A 19,086-nucleotide genomic window follows, 5' to 3' on the forward strand; every position below is an offset into this window, starting at 1 on the left:
AAGCTTGCAGCCCTGGCTGCCGCCCTCGAGACCGGAAACCGCGCCGTCCTCTCCGCTCCCCCGGGCGCCGGCAAGACGACACTGGTTCCACTCCACCTTCTCGACCAGCCCTGGCGAGAGGATAGTCGGATCATCCTGCTCGAACCCCGACGGCTTGCAGCCCGTGCTGCAGCATCCCGCATGGCAGCACTTCTAGGAGAAACTGTCGGCGGGACGGTCGGCTATCGCATGCGGCTCGACAACCGGATCAGCGCGCGCACCCGCATCGAAGTGGTGACGGAAGGTGTCTTCGTGCGGATGATCCTTGATGATCCAGAGCTGCACGGGGTGGCCGCCGTCTTGTTCGACGAGTTCCATGAGAGGTCGCTGGATGCGGATCTCGGCCTTGCCCTGGCGCTCGATGCGCAATCGGCGCTGAGGCCGGACTTGAGGATCCTCGTGATGTCGGCGACGCTCGATGTCGAGCGCATTGCATCTCTCCTCTCGGGCCCGCCGGTGATCATCAGCCAGGGTCGGAGTTTTCCGGTGGAGGTGCGGCACCGGGACAGGCCGGGAGACGAGCGGATCGAAGATGCCGTGGCGTCCACCGTGCTCAAGACGCTGGCGGAGGAGCAGGGATCGATCCTCGCCTTCCTGCCGGGACAGGCCGAGATCCGACGCGTGGCAGAACGGCTCGAAGGTCGGGTCGGCGCCGATGTCGTGATCACACCTCTTTATGGCATGCTCGGGCAGGCAGAACAGGACGCGGCGATCCGTCCTGCAACAGGGGGCATGCGCAAGGTGGTTCTGGCGACGTCGATCGCCGAGACCTCGATCACCATCGACGGTGTGCGCGTGGTGATCGACAGCGGCCTGCAGCGCCTTCCGGTCTATGAGCCGTCGACGGGTATCACCCGGCTGGAGACGGTGCGCGTGTCGAAAGCCTCGGCGGATCAGCGGGCCGGTCGTGCCGGGCGAACGGAGCCGGGAATCGCAATTCGCCTCTGGCATAGCGGACAGACTGCAGCACTGCCGGCCTTCACACCGCCTGAGATCCTGTCGAGCGATCTCTCAAGCCTGGCGCTCGACATGGCGCATTGGGGGGTCGCCGATCCGCGTCAGCTGCTGTTGCTGGACATGCCGCCCGAGGCGGCGCTCAAGGAGGCACGGCAGCTGTTGATTGGGCTTGGCGCGCTGGACGAGGCCCTTCAGCTGACGGCCAAGGGCCGGCGGATGCGCGATTTCGGCCTGCCGCCGCGCCTGGCTGCCATGGTGCTCGATGCCGCCGACCACGGCGAGGCCAGCGCTGCGGCAGAACTGGCCGTGCTTCTGACAGAGCAGGGCCTGGGCGGCACGGATCTCGACCTGGATGAAAGAATGCGGCAGTTCCGGCGCGACAAGGGAGAGCGGGCGCGCAATGCCCGCAGCCTGGCACAGCGGCTGTCATCGGGTTTGTCGGATCGAAAGACCGAGGGTGCAGGGCTGCCGGCTTCGGCGGGGGCGCTGCTCATCCATGCCTTTCCGGATCGGATTGCGCGGCAGCGCGGCGGACGCGGGCGCTTCGTCATGGCCAATGGTCGCGGCGCGGAGATCGCCGCCACAGAGCGGCTTGCGGGTGCCGAGCTTCTTGTCATCGCCGATCTCACCGGCAAGGCGGCGCAAGCCCGCGTGCTTGCGGCCGCCGAGATTACTCGCAGCGATATCGAAGCGCTCAATCCGAATGCCATCCGGACTGCAGACGAAAGCGGCTTTGATCTGTCGAGCCGCCAGGTGCGCGCGCGCCGCGTGACACGGCTCGGGGCCATCGTCTTCGAAGAGCAACCTTTGGCCAAACCGAGGGGAGAAGAAGCCGCCAAGGCGCTGGCAGACGGCGTCAGGGCACTCGGGCTCGACGCCCTCCCCTTTTCAGAAGCCGCCGAGCAGCTTCGGCAAAGGCTGGGCTTTCTGTTTCGAAGCCTTGGCGATCCCTGGCCGGACACCAGCGACGAGGGTCTCGTCGACCGTCTGGACGACTGGTTTATCCCCTTCCAGTCCGGGGTTACGCGCTTTCAGGATGTCAGTGCGGGCAGCTTGCATGACGGGCTGATGTCGCTCGTACCGGGAGGATCCCAGCGGGAGCTGGACAGGCTCGTTCCGACGCATTTTACCGCCCCGACGGGTCAGTCGCATCCGATCCGATATGACGGCGAAGAACCGGTTCTTCAGATCAGAGTGCAGGAACTCTTCGGGTTGAAGACACACCCGGCGATTGGCGGCGGCAAATTGCCACTGCTGTTGGAGTTGACCTCGCCGGCCCATCGCCCCATTCAGACCACACGGGATCTCCCGGGCTTCTGGGCTGGCTCCTGGAAGGATGTGCGCGCCGACATGCGCGGCCGCTACCCGAAGCATCCCTGGCCTGAAGACCCCGCTGCGGCGCAGCCAACGACACGAGCGAAACCCCGCGGGACCTGAGGGCGCGGCAAGACAGGGGATACGGATGAGCATGGATCTGGCAGCGAAATTCGGCCCGAGCAGCCGACGCCTTCGCCTGGAGACGCTGGTGAAGCTGCGCTGGGTGGCGGTCGCGGGCCAGTTGCTGACGATCCTCATCGTGGCGCTGTGGTTCGACTTTACCCTGCCATTGATGACCTGCCTCGGGCTGATCGCCGCCCTGGCAGCGGCAAACTCGCTGCTATCGGTCGCCTTTCCGCCAACCTACCGGCTGGAGCCGGCCGCGGCTTTCGCGGTGCTGGCCCTCGATCTCTTTCAGATGGGTGCGCTTCTCTTCATCACAGGTGGCCTGAACAATCCCTTCGCCCCCCTGATCTGCATCCCCGTCATCATTTCCTTCGCGTCGCAGCCGAGCCGTCATTCGATCGCGCTCTTCATCACGGCGCTTGCCTTCATTACGCTTCTCGCCTTCACGCCCTATCCCCTGCCCTGGTTCGAAGGCCGGACACTCGAAGTCCATCCGCTCCTGCAGCTGGGCATGTGGAGCTCCATCGTCTCGATGACGGCCTTTGCCGCCTTCTATGCCTATCGCGTATCGCAGGAGGCGAGCCTGCTCGCGGACGCGCTGACGGCAACGGAACTGATCCTGCAGCGGGAGAAACACCTGCATCAGCTGGATGGGCTTGCCGCCGCCGCGGCCCATGAGCTCGGCACTCCGCTTGCAACGATCAGCGTCGTCGCCAAGGAGATGGAACGCGATCTCGGCCATGACGAGCGCTACCGGGAAGACGTGCAGTTGTTACGCAGTCAGAGCGAGCGGTGCCGGGATATCCTGCGCCGCCTGACGTCACTCGCCACCGAGGGCGAAGCGCATATGCGTGAGCTGCCTCTGTCGTCGATGATCGAAGAGGTCATTGCACCACATCGGGAATTCGGGGTGAAGGTGGAGCTGATCGAGCTTTCGGAGCGCGCGCTCGAACCGGTTGGTACCCGCAACCCGGCCATTCTCTATGGTCTCGGCAACCTTCTGGAAAATGCGGTGGATTATGCCCGCTCGAAGGTGACGGTCAGCGTCGAGCATACGGCGGCCGATGTGACGGTGACGATCGAGGACGACGGCGCCGGTTTCTCGGCCGGGGTCTTGCAAAGAATTGGCGAGCCCTATGTTACGAGCAGGCAGAGCGATACACGCGCCGGCGGCCTGGGTCTGGGGCTTTTCATCGCCAAGACACTGCTCGAGCGGTCCGGAGCAGCACTTCGGTTCGAAAATCGCAGTCCCGAAGGGTCCGGGGCGCGGGTCGTGGTCAACTGGCCGCGCGAGTACATGGAATTGGACACGTCGTTATGACTTTACCTGTGGGGCCTTGGCCCGCATAAGGTCGACAGCGCAGTTTTTTCAAACAGCCGCAGGAACAAGAAGATGGCAGACGCAGTATCACAGGTCGCAAAATCCGCCGCAGGCACGCCAGCAGCCGGCAGTCATGATCTCGGCCCTGATCCTTCTCTGCTGATCGTCGATGACGATGCGCCGTTTCTGCGCCGTCTGGCGCGCGCCATGGAAAGCCGCGGCTTCGTGGTCGAGCTTGCCGGCTCCGTTGCAGAAGGTATCGCCAAGGCCAAGGAGGCAGCTCCCAGCTATGCCGTGGTCGATCTGCGGCTCGGAGACGGCACAGGGCTCGACGTGATCGAAGCAATCCGAGAACGGCGGTCGGATACCCGGATCATCGTGCTCACCGGCTATGGCAATATCGCGACGGCAGTTACCGCCGTAAAACTCGGCGCGCTCGACTATCTCGCCAAGCCCGCGGATGCGGATGATGTTTATCTGGCGCTGACCCAGCGGCCCGGCGAGAAGGCGGAGATCCCAGAAAACCCGATGTCGGCAGACCGGATCCGTTGGGAACATATCCAGCGCGTCTACGAAAGCTGCGAGAGGAACGTTTCGGAGACGGCGCGGCGGCTGAACATGCACCGCCGGACCTTGCAGCGCATTCTGGCGAAACGCGCGCCGAAGTAATCAGACCGATTTGAGTTGAGCTGCCCATTCGGCGGCAAGAAGCCTTTGTGCGGCGGCCCTCGAGAAATCGAGGGTCACGGACTTGCGTGTCGCGGGCGGAAGTCGATGCTCCGGGGCGTCCCGCAGCATGTGGCCCGAATATCCGTCCGACAGGAACAATCCGCAGTCCTCGGGGAATATCTCCAAGGGCACGCCGGCATGGGTCGCGAAGAAGAGACGATCGCAATAGCGTCGATAGTCAGGCCATTTCCTGTCGACACGAAAATCCTCGATCGACGACTTGATCTCGATAATCCAGATCTCGCCCTTTTCCGACAGGCCGATAAGGTCGGCGCGGCGTCCGTTGGACAGCGTCAATTCCGGCAACATGGCGAAGCGCATCTCTGCCAGGAGGATCTGGACGCCGCGGCGAATCATCATCGCACGATCGGACTGACGCCCGTCGATTAAGGGATTGTTTACTGCGACAGAGACTAAGGTCATGGACAACTCCGCTCCGCACGCTCAAGCCTGTTGCAAAAAAGCAATGCGGAGTCATTTTGCAGCGCCGAAGACACTCGGCTGAAGTACGGCACTTGCGTCGCCGAGATTAATTCAAAATAAACCATAATCAAAGATGGTCGACGAACCATCTCCCAGCCATCACCCATGAGCTTCCTTATGCGCTTCCGCAATATAATGACGTCGCTCGGCCTGGTCATGTCGCTAGGCCTCGCGGGCTGCACGACGACGACTGGTGAAAAAGCCGAAGTCGCCGAAACCACGAAGGTTCAGATCTTCAGCGATTCCTACGGCTCGGTCACGGACGCAGGTTATGCGCTACCGGCGATTCCGATCCAGAAGGTCGACAAGAAGTTTCATCGGCAAATTGTCGATTATGCGACCACGGAGAAGCCCGGCACTGTCGTCGTGAACACCCGCGAGCGCTTCCTCTATTACGTGATGCCGCGCGGCAAGGCTGTTCGTTACGGCATCGGCGTCGGCAAGCAGGGTTTCGCATGGCAGGGTGAAGCCTATATCGCCTGGAAGCAGGCATGGCCGACCTGGCACCCGCCGAAGGAAATGGCAGAGCGCAAGCCTGAGGTCGCGAAGTATGTCGAGAAGGGCATGGACCCCGGTCTTCGCAACCCGCTCGGCGCCCGCGCCATGTATCTCTTCAACGAGAAGGGCCAGGACACGCTGTTCCGCCTGCACGGCACGCCGGAATGGGCCTCGATCGGTACGGCCGCGTCTTCGGGCTGCATTCGCATGATGAACCAGGACGTGATCGACCTGTACAATCGCGTGAAGCCCGGTCGCAACTCCAAGGTCGTTGTTCAGCAGTAATCTGCCGACACGTAGTTCAAAAGAAAGACCCGCTGGATCGCTCCAGCGGGTCTTTTTGTTTGATGACACTCATCGCGGAGGATCAAGCGGCGGCTTTCGCCTTGAGTTCGATGCGGCGGCGATGAAGGACAGGCTCGGTATAGCCATTGGGCTGCTCCCGGCCTTTGAGGACGAGATCGAGTGCCGCCTGGAAGGCGATGGAGTCGTCATATTCATTAGCCATAGCGACATAGGCCGGATCGGCAGCATTCTGTCCATCGACGACGATCGCCATCCGCTTCAAGGTCTCGATCACCTGTTCCTCAGTCACCACGCCGTGATGCAGCCAGTTGGCCATATGCTGGGCCGAGATGCGCAAGGTGGCACGGTCTTCCATCAGGCCGACATTGTTGATGTCCGGGACCTTGGAGCAGCCGACGCCCTGGTCGACCCAGCGGACGACATAGCCGAGAATACCCTGGGCATTGTTGTCGAGTTCGCGCTGGATTTCCTCGGGTGTCCAGTTCGGGCGCGGTGCGACCGGAACGGAAAGGATATCGGCCAGTTTTGCGCGCGGCCGGGACTTCAAGACCTTCTGCACGTCGGCCACGTTGACGCTGTGATAATGGGTGGCGTGCAGCGTTGCCGCGGTCGGCGACGGAACCCAGGCGGTGTTCGCGCCGGCCTTCGGATGGGCGATCTTCTGCTCCAGCATGGCTGCCATCAAATCGGGCATGGCCCACATGCCCTTGCCGATCTGGGCGTGGCCCGACAGACCGCATTCTAGGCCGATGTCGACGTTCCAGTTTTCATAGGCCGAAATCCAGGCCGCCTGCTTCATGTCGCCCTTGCGGATCATCGGACCCGCCTCCATCGAGGTGTGGATCTCGTCGCCGGTGCGGTCGAGGAAGCCAGTGTTGATGAAGACAACGCGCTCGCGGGCGGCGCGGATGCATTCCTTGAGGTTGACGGTGGTGCGGCGCTCCTCGTCCATGATGCCCATCTTGATCGTGTTGGGCGCCATGCCGACGAGTTCTTCGACCGCCGAGAAGATCTCGCAGGCGAAGGCGACCTCTTCTGGTCCGTGCATCTTGGGCTTCACGACATACATGGAACCGGCGCGAGAGTTCTTGCGGCGGCCATTCGGGCCGATGTCATGAAGTGCAATCAAGGCGGTGATCGCTGCGTCCATGATGCCTTCCGGCACCTCGTTTCCATCGCGGTCGGTGATCGCCGGATTGGTCATGAGGTGACCGACATTGCGGATGAGCATGAGGGAGCGACCAGGCAAGGTGACAGCACCTGCGTCCCCACCTGTCAGCGTGACGTCGTCGCTGAGCGCGCGGATGAAAGTCTTGCCGCCCTTCGACACCTCTTCCGTGAGGTCGCCCTTCATCAGGCCGAGCCAGTTCGAATAGACGACGACCTTATCCTCGGCATCGACGGCGGCGACGGAGTCTTCGCAGTCCATGATGGTGGTGAGCGCCGATTCCATCCGGCAGTCGTTGATGCCTGCCGGATCGGCCTTGCCGATGACACCCGTCTTGTCGACAAGGATTTCGACATGCAGACCGTTCTTGCGCAGGAAGATGCTTAAGGGAGCAGACACCTCACCCACGAAGCCAGCAAACTGTGCCGGATCGGCAAGGCCCGTCATGCCGCCATCCTCAAGGCGGACCGAGAGTGCGCCGTTTGCGACCGCGAGGCTGGCCACCTTGTCCCAGGCGCCTGCTGCCAGCGGGGCGGAGCGATCGAGGAAGGCACGCACCCAGGCGATGACCTTGGCGCCGCGGACGGGATTATAGCCCTTGCCTTTTTCGGCACCGTCAGCCTCGGAAATCGCATCCGTTCCGTAAAGGGCGTCATACAGCGAGCCCCAGCGGGCATTCGCGGCGTTCAGCGCGTAGCGGGCGTTCATGACAGGAACGACAAGCTGGGGGCCTGCGAGGGTCGAGATCTCCGGATCGACATTGGCTGTTTCGATCTTGAAGTCGGGTCCCTCAGGCAGAAGATACCCAATCTCGCGCAGAAATGCTTCGTAGGCTGCCAGGTCAGACGGGGCACCGTTCTGCCGATACCATGCGTCGATCTCGGCCTGCAGACTATCGCGCTTGGCCAGAAGGGCGCGGTTCTTCGGTGCGAGAGCATGCACGATCTTCGAGAAGCCGGCAAAGAAGGTATCCGCGTCGACTTCCGTTCCCGGGATCGCCCGGGCAACGATGAAATCATACAGACGCTGGTCGATCGAAAGTCCGTGGGCTTCAACTGATGGCATGACGTCACTCCTCGCACTGAATTCGTTTTCGGATGGCAGCATCGCGCCGAACCGCATTAGCAGTCAATCTGTCATAAGTTAGAAATATTCTTTCCAAAATGGAAAGTCAGCTTCTGGTCGTTCTCGGCCGACCCGTGGCCGTCGCGGTGATGCGCGCCTCGACGAGCTTGCGTCGACCCTCGATTTCGGGGGCGTCGAGTTCTTCCTTCAGCAGCAGAACCACATCGACGGCGCCACTCGCCTCGGCCCGGGCCCGCGCGAGTTCGCTCGCCTGATAGCGCGCGGCATCCAGCGCCATGGTCTCATTCGTCATGCGTTCGCTGTTGCCGCCCCCGGTGAGAATGAAGAGCCCCTCCTCCGGCGAACTCACGGTGATCGTGACGCTGCTGCGCACCTGTCCGACCACCGCGCCGACAGCATTTGCGACGTCAGCATCTGACGGCACCGCGAAATCGGATGCCAGCATCTCGGCGATGGCGGGATAGTACACACCTGCCGAGGCACCAAGGCCGATCAGCGGCCGATCGAGCGACAGGCTGAAGCGGGCAATTCCCGTCTCGCGGCGAAGGGCGCGATCGATGAGCACGGACCGAGCCGGATCAACGTCTGCAAGGCCATCTTCCGCGAGGGCTGCCGAGAGAATGACCTCCGCCGACTGGCGGGTGAGGCGATCGACAATGAATTGGGCAAGCACTTCAGCCGATGACGCAATCGGCTGGCCCGAGCCATCTTTCTGACGGATCGCCAGCATCATGCCGAGTTCAGCGGCTTTGCGGTCCCACTGGCCCTGCCGGTCCAGAACATGCATCGCATCCGAAGGGGTAAGCCCACAGATATGGACGAGGCCCCGCGCGACGAGGCGGTCGAGCGTCGCCTTCTGCTGGGTAAAGCTGATCAGCTGATCGAGCGGCAGCGGCACCGCGCCGATCTTCTGGAAAAGCGCTGCCTCCTGCGGCTGGAGGCCGGCTGCTAGGTGATCCGGAACGCCGGTGCGCACGGCAAAGCGCCCGTCGTGGCGGCCGAGATGCGGCGCACGCAGCTGGCGCTCGAGCACGTCGGTAATCGCCGTCCCATGCAGGGCGGCTGCGAGGCTCAAAGGGACGAGGCGGCGGGGGCCAAGCTCGATCTTCGCTGCGAGGCCGCGATCATCGAAACGGACTTCCGAGTCGCCGCCGAGACCGAAGGTGCGCATGGCCACGGCTTCCACCATGGTCCGGTAGCCACCGACGACTGCGCCGTCCTGGTCGAGCCGCGGTTGGCCCGCCTCCATGACGGCGACGTCCGTCGTCGTGCCGCCGATATCGGAGACCACGGCATCATCAAGTCCGGTCAGGTGACGCGCGCCAACCAAACTTGCAGCAGGTCCGGAGAGAATGGTCTCGATCGGGCGTAGGCGGGCTTCAGCGGCGGAAATCAATGCGCCGTCACCGCGGACGACCATCAGTGGCGCCTGGATGCCACGCTCCAGGAGATAGCGCTCGGCCGAACCAATTAGCCGGTCAATCATGGCCACGAGACGGGCGTTGAGAAGGGTGGTCAGTGCGCGGCGCGGGCCTCCGAGCTTTGACGAGAGCTCGTGGCTGCAGGTGACTGGCAGGCCGGAATGGCGGCGGATGATGTCGCGTGCCCGTTGTTCGTGCGCCGGGTTGCGAACAGCGAAATAGCCGGCGATCGCAAAGGACGAGACATTGGCCGAGAGTTCGGGAAGGGCGGCCTCCAGGGTGTCCGAATCGAACGGAGTTTCATTGCCATGCACGTCATGGCCGCCCGCGATGAAGAGGACAGGATCATTGCCAAGCGCATCGGCGAGGCCGTCGCGCTTCAGATCCTCGGGGCCGAAACCGATCATGATCAAGCCGGCGCGGCCGCCCTGCCCTTCCACCAGCGCGTTTGTCGCGAGCGTCGTCGACAGCGAGACAAGTCTGATGGCCGAGGGATTGATCGCTGATTCGGCCAGAACACTTTCGAGCGCGCCGGAGATACCGATCGACAGATCATGGCGGGTGGTCAGCGACTTCGCCTTGGCGACGATCCCATGCTCTTCGCTGTAGATCACCGCGTCAGTGTAGGTGCCGCCGGTGTCGATGCCCAGCATGTAATCGGATGTCACGCAGTCTTCCCCATAGTGCCCGCCCGGATGGCGACGCATCCCTTATGGCACAGGCATCTGCCCGATTTCCAGCGAAGGAGCGGCAGGATGACGCCGCTTTACGGCTTGCGCGGCGTGATCCGCATCGGCAGACCGCCGGCCGGCTGGGTCGTGAGCTTCTGCACAGGCCAGGGTTTCGTCTGCGGGGTCGTATCAAACCGGTAGCGCTGCATGAGGACCGCGAGCGCGATCACCGCCTCCTGCAGGGCGAAGGTGGCCCCAATGCAGACGCGCGGTCCAGCACCGAAAGGCAGGTACTGAAAGCGGCCGATCTTTTCCCGCTCGCCCGGCAGGAAGCGGGAAGGATCGAACACCCTCGGCTTGTCCCAGTAAAGCTCGTGGCGATGCAAAGTCCAGGGCATGACGAGGACCGTCGTACCCTTGGCGATCTCCACGACTTCGCCATTGGGCGCCGTGTAGCGGTCATCGGCAATGGCGTCGCGATTGATCGAGGGCGCTGGCGGATAGAGCCGCATGGCTTCCTCGAAGGAGGCGCGCACATGCGGCATCTTGTCGAGCCATTCGACAGGATCGGCACCGGAGGCGATCACTGCATCAACCTCGCGCTCCATCGCATCCCGCACGTCAGGACAATGGGCGACGCAATACAGCGTCCAAGCGAGCGCGCGCGCGGTTGTCTCATGGCCCGCACCGATGAAGGTGAGGATGTTGTCTTCGATCTCCTCCGAGGTCAGGCCGTCAGGTCCCTCGAGTTCAAGCAGGAGCGTGAGGAAGTCATCCGGTGCCTTTTCACGCTCGGTGTTGATGATTGCACGACGATGATCCATCGTCCGGCTCACCAGCTCGCGGAACTTGCGAAGGACACCGAGGCCCCGAATGCGCGTGAGGCGCGGGATCCATTTTGGTGCGCGCAAGAGATCTAGGGGATCGATCCGTCCCATGCTGTGCAGGAGATCGTCGACATCCCTGGCGAAATCGCCCTGTTCAGAGATGATCCCGCCGGAGAAGAGAGTTTCGGAGAGGATCGCATAGGTGAGTTCGGTCATGTCGACGGCTATATCGCGGACGATGCCTTCTCCTTGCGATTGATAGCGATCGAGAAACAGCTCGCTCTGCTCGCGCATCTGGCGGGCAAAGCCACGCGCGTGGCGTGGGGTGAACACGGGCGCCATGGCCTTGCGGGAGCGTTTCCAGACGGGTCCTTCTGCCGTCAGCAGACCGTCGCGCAGGATGGGACGCAGCACGAGCTGACGGATCTCCGACATCTCGTAATTCGAAGCGTTGTCGACGAGCACATGCCGGATGAGGCCAGGATCATTGGCGATGATGGTGGTCTGGCCGAAGAAGCGGGTGACGATCCAGGGCCAGGTGTAGGACGGTTGCCCCCAGAGCTCGAGCGGGTTGCGCAGCACCGTTCGGATAATTTCCAGCCGGCTGGGCGGGATGGTCCGCGGCACGGGTGCCGGCGGCTCAAAGGTCGATTTCCGCAGACTGGCGTCCATGTCATGCTCCTTCGGGGGCTTCGACGCCCCCATAGGAGTTAGAGCAGGGCCTCAAGCTCGTCCAGCCGATCATTGATCAGCCAGCCGTAATAGTTCTCTTCCGGCCAATTGGCCGCACCGCTGGATCGCCGGGATGCGAGAGCCTGAGCACGCTGCTGCGAACCGCCGATGTTGAAGAGCGTCGCGGTCAGGCCGGGGTTTTCTGAGATATCAACATCGGCGATCTGCCTGTAGTCGTCGATGGATTTGCGGATGACAGCCGCCATGAAGGCGAGCGAGATATCCGGATCCATGATCGCCTTGTAGACATCCGCCGCATCGTTCTCGTCGAGCTTCTGGTAGCCGGACTTTTCATGCACCAGATCCGACAGCATCAATGCCGTCAGCGGATTGATCTGACCCAGACCAAACGTCTGACCCGCATAGAACGGCTGGAAGAAGACGGCGCTGAAGCGGTTGTTGGGATAGGATGAACCACCAACGGACTTCCCGCGGAAGCTATCCTCCCAAACATTTTCCCGGCAGGTCCAGAGACGATAGGAATCCGAATAGCCGTTGCATTCGGCAAATTCCGGCCGGCTGACAAAGTCGGAAATGCTCTCGTCCTTATAGCCGAAGCGGAAGCTGTTGCCGGCGTAGGAAGCCGCCTTCACATAATAGCTCTGCAGGCTGTCATAGGCGTCGACATTGTAGGTGTGCTCGCCAACGATCGCGCCGACCATGTGAATAGGCGCGATGCCATAGGCAGACGCAGTCTTCTTGATCTTGCCAACGAGCGCGGAGTCCGTGCGCAGGAGATCGCGGACCTTCTCGTATTTCACGTCGAAGCTGGTCTTGCCCGCCTTGGTGCGGCGCACGGAGGCGCCCGGGATGGCCGGCTGCTCCGCATTGCGATTGCCTGGCGGCACCTTGTCGGCAGCGATGGTCACTGCGGGCGTGAGCCCGGACAGTCCCAATGCGACGATGATGATCCTGGTGATGTTCAGCACGATGCGCGGCCCCTCGGACATGTGTCCTTGAACGGATTGGCGACGCATGGTGGCCGACACCCGACAGCGGCACTCCTTACATAAGGCCTGCCTGTATTGTCGATATGGGACGCTTTCACTTTCCCGGCACGCCCGGGGTGAAAGCGACCCATAGATGCACAAAGATCACAGGATGTAGCGGCTCAAGTCCGTATTGGAGGCGAGATCGCCGACATGCTGCTGAACATAAGCCGAGTCGATCATTACAGCCGAGCCGCCACGATCCGGTGCGTGGAAGGAGATCTCATCCAGCACCCGCTCCATGACCGTCTGCAGGCGGCGAGCACCGATGTTCTCGACGGTTTCGTTGAGCTGAACCGCGACATCGGCAAGGGCGTCAATCGCATCCTCGGTGAAATCGAGGTTGAGCTCTTCGGTCGCCATCAGCGCCTTGTACTGGCGGATGAGGCTCGCCTCGGTCTCCGTCAGGATGCGACGGAAGTCTTCCTTCGTCAGCGGCTTCAGCTCGACCCGGATCGGCAGACGACCCTGGAGTTCCGGCAGAAGGTCGGAGGGCTTGGAGACGTGGAATGCACCTGATGCAATAAAGAGAATGTGGTCGGTCTTCACCGGCCCATACTTTGTCGCAACGGTCGTGCCTTCGACGAGCGGAAGCAAGTCGCGCTGCACGCCTTCGCGCGAAACGCCGGCGCCCATGGCTCCTTCGCGGGCGGCAATCTTGTCGATTTCGTCGAGGAAGACGATGCCGTCATTTTCAACCGACCGCAGCGCCTCCCGCTGGATGACTTCGTTGTCGATCAGCTTGTCCGACTCGTCACGAATCAGGTCGGCATAGGATGCCTTCACTGTGGTCCGGACCTTCTTGGTGCGGTTGCCCATGGCCTTGCCGAACATTTCGGACAGATTGAGGATGCCGATATTGGCGCCGGGCATGCCGGGAACTTCGAAGCCGGGCGCGCCGGAGCCGCTGTCGGCCACCTCGATATCGATTTCCTTGTCGTCCAGCTCGCCGTTGCGGAGCTTCTTGCGGAAGCTGTCGCGTGTGGCAGGAGACGCGGTCGCGCCGACCAGAGCATCGAGGACGCGCTCTTCGGCCAGCTGGTGGGCCTTGGCCTGCACTTCCAGACGCTTCTTGTCGCGGATCAGCGCAATACCGATCTCGACCAGATCGCGGATGATCTGCTCAACGTCGCGGCCGACATAGCCGACTTCGGTGAACTTGGTGGCCTCGACCTTGATGAAGGGTGCGCCAGCGAGCTTGGCCAGCCGACGGGAGATTTCCGTCTTGCCGACGCCGGTCGGGCCGATCATCAGGATGTTCTTCGGCATAACCTCGTCGCGAAGGTCTTCCGAGAGCTGCTGACGGCGCCAGCGGTTGCGCAAGGCGATCGCGACCGCACGCTTGGCGTCATGCTGGCCGATGATGTGGCGGTCGAGCTCGGAGACGATCTCGCGCGGAGAAAAATTGGTCATTTCGAGTTGCTCCTCACGATGCCGCGGTAACGCGCATCGTCGATTGCGGTGGGACGTTTTCGGCAGCCGTCAGTCGGCGTCGAGGGTTTCGACCACCATGTTGTTGTTGGTGTAGACGCAGATCTCGCCGGCGATCGTCAGCGCACGGGTTGCGATATCTTCGGCCGAGCGATCGGTATCCATCAGGGCGCGCGCAGCCGCATAGGCAAAGTTGCCGCCAGAGCCGATCGCGATTGTGCCGTGTTCAGGCTCCAGGACGTCGCCATTGCCGGTGATCGCGAGCGTGATCGACTTGTCGGCAACCAGCATCATGGCTTCGAGATTGCGCAGATACTTGTCGGTGCGCCAGTCCTTCGCGAGCTCGACGGCGGCGCGCATCAACTGGCCGGGATACTGCTCGAGCTTCTTTTCGAGACGATCGAGCAGGGTGAAGGCATCGGCAGTCGCGCCGGCGAAGCCTGCGATTACATCGCCGCCCTTGCCGATGCGGCGGACCTTGCGCGCATTGCCCTTCATCACGGTCTGGCCGAGGCTGACCTGGCCATCACCGGCCATCACCACCTTGCCGTCCTTGCGTACGGTAATAATCGTTGTCATCAGTCACCTGTCACCCGCCTCTGCGGGCCTTGTGGGACGGGCTGTCTGGCCCGGTTTGTCGGTTCCTATGTAAGTGGGCTTTCGACGATTGCAATCTGCGGCAAAAGCTCTGACGCCGCCTTGCGGCAGCGCAATGTAACTTCTGGATATTTCACCGCCCTGCTGTTATGGGAGGGCCGAGATCCTCATGGAGCAGCCAAATGGCAGAGCGTAAAGGCGAAGTTTCCCGCAAGACCAACGAAACCTCGGTCTCGGTTTCCGTCCATATCGACGGCACCGGCACGGGTAAGATTTCGACGGGCGTGGGCTTCTTCGATCACATGCTCGACCAGCTCTGCCGCCATTCGCTCATCGACATGGACATCGATGTGAAGGGTGACCTGCATATCGACGATCACCACACCGTGGAAGACACTGGCATCGCGCTCGGTCAGGCGATTTCCAAGGCGCTGGGCGACCGCAAGGGCATCACGCGTTATGCGTCGATTGACCTTGCCATGGACGAGACGATGACCAAGGCGGCCATCGACGTCTCCGGTCGTCCGTTCCTGGTCTGGAACGTCGCTTTCAGCGCCCCGAAGATCGGCACCTTCGACACCGAGCTGGTGCGCGAATTCTTCCAGGCTCTCGCCCAGAACGCCGGGATCACGCTGCATGTGCTGAACCATTACGGCGCGAACAACCATCATATTGCCGAGACCTGCTTCAAGGCGGTCGCGCGCGCGCTTCGCACAGCAACCGAAGTCGATCCGCGGCAGGCAAATCGTATCCCCTCCACCAAGGGCACCCTGGTTTAAGGGGCAGCTTCCCCCACGGGGGAAACTGCCACCTTGCTCCGGTTCGGACGTTGAAGCCGAACCGTTGAGCAGAAAGGACTGGAAGACATGCGTGTAGCTATCATCGACTACGGTTCGGGCAATCTGCGCTCGGCCACCAAGGCCTTCGAACGGGCCGCCCGCGAGGCCGGCCTTAACGCCGAGATCGAACTCACCGACAAGGCAGACAGGGTCGCGACCGCCGACCGGATCGTACTTCCGGGTGTTGGGGCCTATGCCGACTGCCGTAGGGGACTCGATGCGGTCCCCGGCATGCATGACGCGATCGCTGACGTTGTCGAGAAAAAGGGCCGTCCCTTCTTCGGTATCTGCGTCGGCATGCAGCTGATGTCATCGCGCGGGCTCGAGAAAACCGTGACCGACGGCTTCGGCTGGATCGAAGGCGACGTGGTCGAAATGACGCCGTCCGATGCGTCCCTCAAGATCCCGCAGATCGGCTGGAACACGCTGACGCTCAACCGGCCGCATCCCTTGTTTGACGGCATTCCGACCGGACCGGACGGGCTGCACGCCTATTTCGTGCATTCCTATCATCTGGCTGCGCACAAGCCCGCGGATGTGATCGCGACGACCGATTACGGTGGCGCGATGACCGCATTTGTCGGACGCGACAACATGGTGGGTGCGCAATTCCATCCCGAGAAGAGCCAGGCACTCGGCCTGAAGCTCATCGCCAATTTCCTGACCTGGACGCCCTGAAGGGCACGGATAGACTCATGATCCTCTTTCCCGCCATCGACCTCAAGGACGGCCAGTGCGTTCGCCTCAAGCTGGGCGATATGGACCAGGCGACCGTCTACAATCCTGATCCTGCCGCGCAGGCACGGGCCTTCGAAGACCAGGGCTTTGAATGGCTCCATGTCGTTGACCTCAACGGTGCCTTTGCCGGTGAAAGCGTCAATGGCGCGGCCGTCGATACTATCCTGAAGGCGACGAGAAACCCGGTGCAGCTCGGCGGCGGCATCCGCACCCTCGACCATATCGAGAGCTGGCTGTCGCGCGGGTTGTCGCGGGTGATCCTCGGTACGGTCGCCGTCCGTGATCCGGCCCTCGTCCTCGAAGCCTGCAAGCGCTTCCCGGGCAAGGTCGCCGTCGGAATCGACGCGAAGGGCGGCAAGGTTGCTGTCGAAGGCTGGGCGGAAGCCTCCGAACTCGGCGTGATCGAACTTGCAGAGCGTTTCGAAGGCGCCGGTGTCGCGGCGATCATCTATACCGACATCGACCGCGATGGAATCCTGACCGGTATCAACTGGGCCTCGACACTGGAACTGGCCGCTGCTGTTTCGATCCCTGTGATTGCGTCCGGAGGTCTCGCTTCGATCGAGGACATCAAGCGGATGCTGGAACCGGATGCGAAGAAGCTCGAAGGTGCGATTTCCGGTCGCGCGCTCTATGATGGTCGCATCGACCCTGCGGAGGCGCTCGCGCTGATCAAGGCTGCGAGAGGCTGAGGAGGAAACAATGACACTCAAGGCCCGTGTGATCCCCTGCCTCGACGTCAAGGACGGCCGCGTCGTCAAGGGCGTGAACTTCGTCGATCTCATCGATGCCGGTGACCCGGTCGAGGCGGCCAAAGCCTACGACGCCGCCGGCGCCGACGAGCTCTGCTTTCTCGACATCACCGCATCCTCGGACAACCGCGACACGATCTTCGACGTGGTTGCCCAGACGGCCGATCATTGCTTCATGCCGCTGACGGTCGGCGGTGGCGTTCGCGCCGTTGCCGATATCCGCAAGCTGCTGCTCTGCGGCGCCGACAAGGTGTCGATCAACTCGGCTGCGGTAAAGAACCCCGATTTCGTCGCGGAAGCCGCTGACAAGTTCGGCAACCAGTGCATCGTCGTCTCGATCGACGCGAAGAAGGTTTCCGCTGCCGGCGAAACGGATCGCTGGGAGATCTTCACCCATGGCGGACGCCAGCCGACCGGGATCGATGCCGTCGAATTCGCGGTGAAGATGGTCGAGCGCGGCGCCGGCGAACTGCTGGTCACGTCCATGGACCGGGACGGCACCAAGAGCGGTTACGACATCGGCCTCACCCGCACGATCGCAGACAGCGTTCGCGTCCCCGTCATCGCCTCCGGCGGCGTTGGCAATCTCGATGATCTGGTCGCCGGCATTCGCGATGGTCATGCGACCGCGGTGCTTGCCGCATCGATCTTCCATTTCGGCACCTATTCGATTGCAGAGGCCAAGGCCCACATGGCCGCAGCCGGCATCGCCATGCGTCTCGACTGACGCGGAAAGGCTTGTCATGAGCACGTTCACTCTTGCCGATCTGGAGGCCATCGTCGCCAGCCGCGCTCAGGCGGACCCGAGCCAATCCTGGACGGCCAAACTCGTGGCGGGCGGGCAGGCGAAAGCGGCGAAGAAGCTGGGCGAAGAGGCGATCGAGGCTGTTATGGCTGCGGTCAAGGATGATCGCGAAAACCTCGTCTATGAGAGCGCGGACTTGCTCTATCACCTGATGGTCGTATTGAAAATTGCGGACATCCCTTTACAAGCAGTGATGCAGGAACTTGAGCGTCGGACCGCTCAGACGGGCCTGAATGAGAAGGCCAGTCGGCAGGATCCATGACGATAGCTATGCGGGACCCCGAAACGCCAGACGTCCTCGACCATTTTCAGGCGAACGGCTATTCCCCCTACCTGTTCTTCGGCAGCGAGGAATGGGCGCATTTTCGCGCTGATACGCCGCTGACGCTGACGGCTGATGAAGTTAAGCGGCTGCGCTCTATCGACGACCCGATCGACCTCGACGAAGTCCGTCGGATCTATCTTTCGCTGTCGCGCCTGCTGTCGTCACACGTGGAATCCTCGCAGCTACTTTTCGAGCAGCGCAACCGTTTCTTGAGCATGTCGGACGTGTTCAAGACACCCTTCGTCATCGGCATTGCCGGATCGGTAGCGGTCGGCAAATCGACGACGGCGCGTATCCTCAAGGAACTCCTGGCCCGCTGGCCGTCGAGCCCGAAGGTAGATCTCGTCACCACCGACGGCTTCCTCTATCCCAACGCCCATCTGGTGAAGAACGGCATCCTCAATCGCAAGGGTTTCCCGGAAAGCTACGACATCGGGGCGCTCCTGCGTTTCCTGTCGGCGATCAAGGCCGGACTGCCGAACGTCAAGGCGCCCAGCTATTCGCACCTGACCTATGACGTGTTGCCGAACGAGCACCGCGTGATCGACCGGCCCGATATCCTGATCTTCGAGGGCATCAACGTTCTGCAGTCGCGCAATCTGCCGGCAGATGGCAAGATCGTGCCGATGGTCTCGGACTTCTTCGACTTCTCGATCTATATCGACGCGGATGAGAATGCGATCCATCGCTGGTATGTCGAACGCTTCATGAAGCTCCGGCAGACCGCCTTCAGAGATCCGAACTCCTACTTCCATCGCTATGCGACGATCAGCGAGGATGAGGCCAAGGAGATCGCCGAGGGGCTCTGGGCAAACATCAACCTGAAGAACCTGCGCGAGAACATCCTGCCGACGCGTCCGCGGGCTGATCTGATCCTGCGTAAGGGTGATAACCACCTCGTCGAGACAGTGGCACTCAGAAAACTGTAA

At 62.2% G+C, this 19,086-nt stretch carries 17 protein-coding genes (1 of these 17 cut by a window edge); 10 read left to right on the forward strand and 7 right to left on the reverse strand.

Translation table 11 applies throughout. The annotated features are described in order from the left end of the window. The 3 genes from hrpB to AC02Y0_RS18810 form a co-directional block, all read left to right on the forward strand. Nucleotides 1-2,433 carry the 3' portion of an ATP-dependent helicase HrpB gene (gene hrpB, locus AC02Y0_RS18800; protein ID WP_476380416.1) on the forward strand. The gene continues 39 nt to the left of window position 1, outside the view, so 2,433 of the gene's 2,472 nt are visible here — the last part of the coding sequence; the start codon falls outside the window, past its left edge; its stop codon occupies nucleotides 2,431-2,433. A 25-nt stretch (nucleotides 2,434-2,458) separates the two neighbouring features. Then, on the forward strand, nucleotides 2,459-3,760 hold the full coding sequence (locus AC02Y0_RS18805; RefSeq protein WP_476380418.1) for an ActS/PrrB/RegB family redox-sensitive histidine kinase: 1,302 nt from the start codon (nucleotides 2,459-2,461) through the stop codon (nucleotides 3,758-3,760). Nucleotides 3,761-3,832: 72 nt separating this feature from the next. Continuing rightward, the gene (locus tag AC02Y0_RS18810) at nucleotides 3,833-4,429 is read left to right on the forward strand and encodes an ActR/PrrA/RegA family redox response regulator transcription factor (protein WP_476380420.1); all 597 of its coding nucleotides are present in this window, start codon (nucleotides 3,833-3,835) and stop codon (nucleotides 4,427-4,429) included. Here AC02Y0_RS18810 and AC02Y0_RS18815 read toward each other — a convergent pair whose 3' ends face one another. Further along, nucleotides 4,430-4,912, reverse strand: coding sequence for an MmcB family DNA repair protein (locus AC02Y0_RS18815; RefSeq protein WP_476380422.1), 483 nt, complete (start codon nucleotides 4,910-4,912; stop codon nucleotides 4,430-4,432). 177 nt (nucleotides 4,913-5,089) lie between these two features. On the opposite strand from AC02Y0_RS18815, the gene AC02Y0_RS18820 reads away from it, so the two are divergent. Further along, nucleotides 5,090-5,755, forward strand: a complete 666-nt coding sequence (locus tag AC02Y0_RS18820) for a L,D-transpeptidase (protein ID WP_102021237.1) — start codon at nucleotides 5,090-5,092, stop codon at nucleotides 5,753-5,755. Nucleotides 5,756-5,837: 82 nt separating this feature from the next. Here the strand turns inward: AC02Y0_RS18820 and AC02Y0_RS18825 are convergent, their stop codons facing one another. From AC02Y0_RS18825 to hslV, 6 genes are all read right to left on the reverse strand, one after another. Beyond that, the gene (locus tag AC02Y0_RS18825; RefSeq protein WP_476380424.1) at nucleotides 5,838-8,009 is read right to left on the reverse strand and encodes a malate synthase G; all 2,172 of its coding nucleotides are present in this window, start codon (nucleotides 8,007-8,009) and stop codon (nucleotides 5,838-5,840) included. Between the two features lie 106 nt (nucleotides 8,010-8,115). After that, nucleotides 8,116-10,104 (reverse strand): hydantoinase/oxoprolinase N-terminal domain-containing protein, encoded by a 1,989-nt coding sequence (locus tag AC02Y0_RS18830; protein ID WP_476384083.1) that lies wholly within the window; start codon nucleotides 10,102-10,104, stop codon nucleotides 8,116-8,118. Between the two features lie 113 nt (nucleotides 10,105-10,217). Continuing rightward, nucleotides 10,218-11,621: a cytochrome P450 gene (locus AC02Y0_RS18835; RefSeq protein WP_476380426.1), complete on the reverse strand. Its 1,404-nt coding sequence runs from the start codon at nucleotides 11,619-11,621 to the stop codon at nucleotides 10,218-10,220. Between the two features lie 38 nt (nucleotides 11,622-11,659). Continuing rightward, nucleotides 11,660-12,658 carry a DUF1402 family protein gene (locus AC02Y0_RS18840; RefSeq protein WP_476380428.1) on the reverse strand — a complete coding sequence of 333 codons (999 nt, stop codon included), beginning with the start codon at nucleotides 12,656-12,658 and terminating at the stop codon, nucleotides 11,660-11,662. Between the two features lie 117 nt (nucleotides 12,659-12,775). Beyond that, complete coding sequence (hslU, locus tag AC02Y0_RS18845; protein ID WP_476380430.1) at nucleotides 12,776-14,083, reverse strand: ATP-dependent protease ATPase subunit HslU; 1,308 nt, start codon at nucleotides 14,081-14,083, stop codon at nucleotides 12,776-12,778. 69 nt (nucleotides 14,084-14,152) lie between these two features. Next, nucleotides 14,153-14,680 (reverse strand): ATP-dependent protease subunit HslV, encoded by a 528-nt coding sequence (gene hslV, locus AC02Y0_RS18850; RefSeq protein WP_476380432.1) that lies wholly within the window; start codon nucleotides 14,678-14,680, stop codon nucleotides 14,153-14,155. Between the two features lie 200 nt (nucleotides 14,681-14,880). On the opposite strand from hslV, the gene hisB reads away from it, so the two are divergent. The 6 genes from hisB (at nucleotide 14,881) to coaA (ending at nucleotide 19,086) form a co-directional block, all read left to right on the forward strand. Continuing rightward, nucleotides 14,881-15,477 carry an imidazoleglycerol-phosphate dehydratase HisB gene (gene hisB / locus AC02Y0_RS18855; RefSeq protein ID WP_076397083.1) on the forward strand — a complete coding sequence of 199 codons (597 nt, stop codon included), beginning with the start codon at nucleotides 14,881-14,883 and terminating at the stop codon, nucleotides 15,475-15,477. 87 nt (nucleotides 15,478-15,564) lie between these two features. Continuing rightward, on the forward strand, nucleotides 15,565-16,215 hold the full coding sequence (hisH, locus tag AC02Y0_RS18860) for an imidazole glycerol phosphate synthase subunit HisH (protein WP_476380434.1): 651 nt from the start codon (nucleotides 15,565-15,567) through the stop codon (nucleotides 16,213-16,215). 17 nt (nucleotides 16,216-16,232) lie between these two features. After that, the gene (gene hisA, locus AC02Y0_RS18865) at nucleotides 16,233-16,967 is read left to right on the forward strand and encodes a 1-(5-phosphoribosyl)-5-[(5-phosphoribosylamino)methylideneamino]imidazole-4-carboxamide isomerase (protein WP_476380436.1); all 735 of its coding nucleotides are present in this window, start codon (nucleotides 16,233-16,235) and stop codon (nucleotides 16,965-16,967) included. A gap of 10 nt (nucleotides 16,968-16,977) precedes the next feature. Next, nucleotides 16,978-17,754, forward strand: a complete 777-nt coding sequence (gene hisF / locus AC02Y0_RS18870; RefSeq protein WP_069042711.1) for an imidazole glycerol phosphate synthase subunit HisF — start codon at nucleotides 16,978-16,980, stop codon at nucleotides 17,752-17,754. A gap of 16 nt (nucleotides 17,755-17,770) precedes the next feature. After that, complete coding sequence (locus AC02Y0_RS18875) at nucleotides 17,771-18,094, forward strand: phosphoribosyl-ATP diphosphatase (RefSeq protein ID WP_476380438.1); 324 nt, start codon at nucleotides 17,771-17,773, stop codon at nucleotides 18,092-18,094. Next, nucleotides 18,091-19,086: a type I pantothenate kinase gene (coaA, locus tag AC02Y0_RS18880; RefSeq protein ID WP_476380440.1), complete on the forward strand. Its 996-nt coding sequence runs from the start codon at nucleotides 18,091-18,093 to the stop codon at nucleotides 19,084-19,086. The genes AC02Y0_RS18875 and coaA overlap by 4 nt, the downstream gene beginning before the upstream one ends.

The organism is Allorhizobium sp. nf9_anc (genome assembly GCF_056323085.1).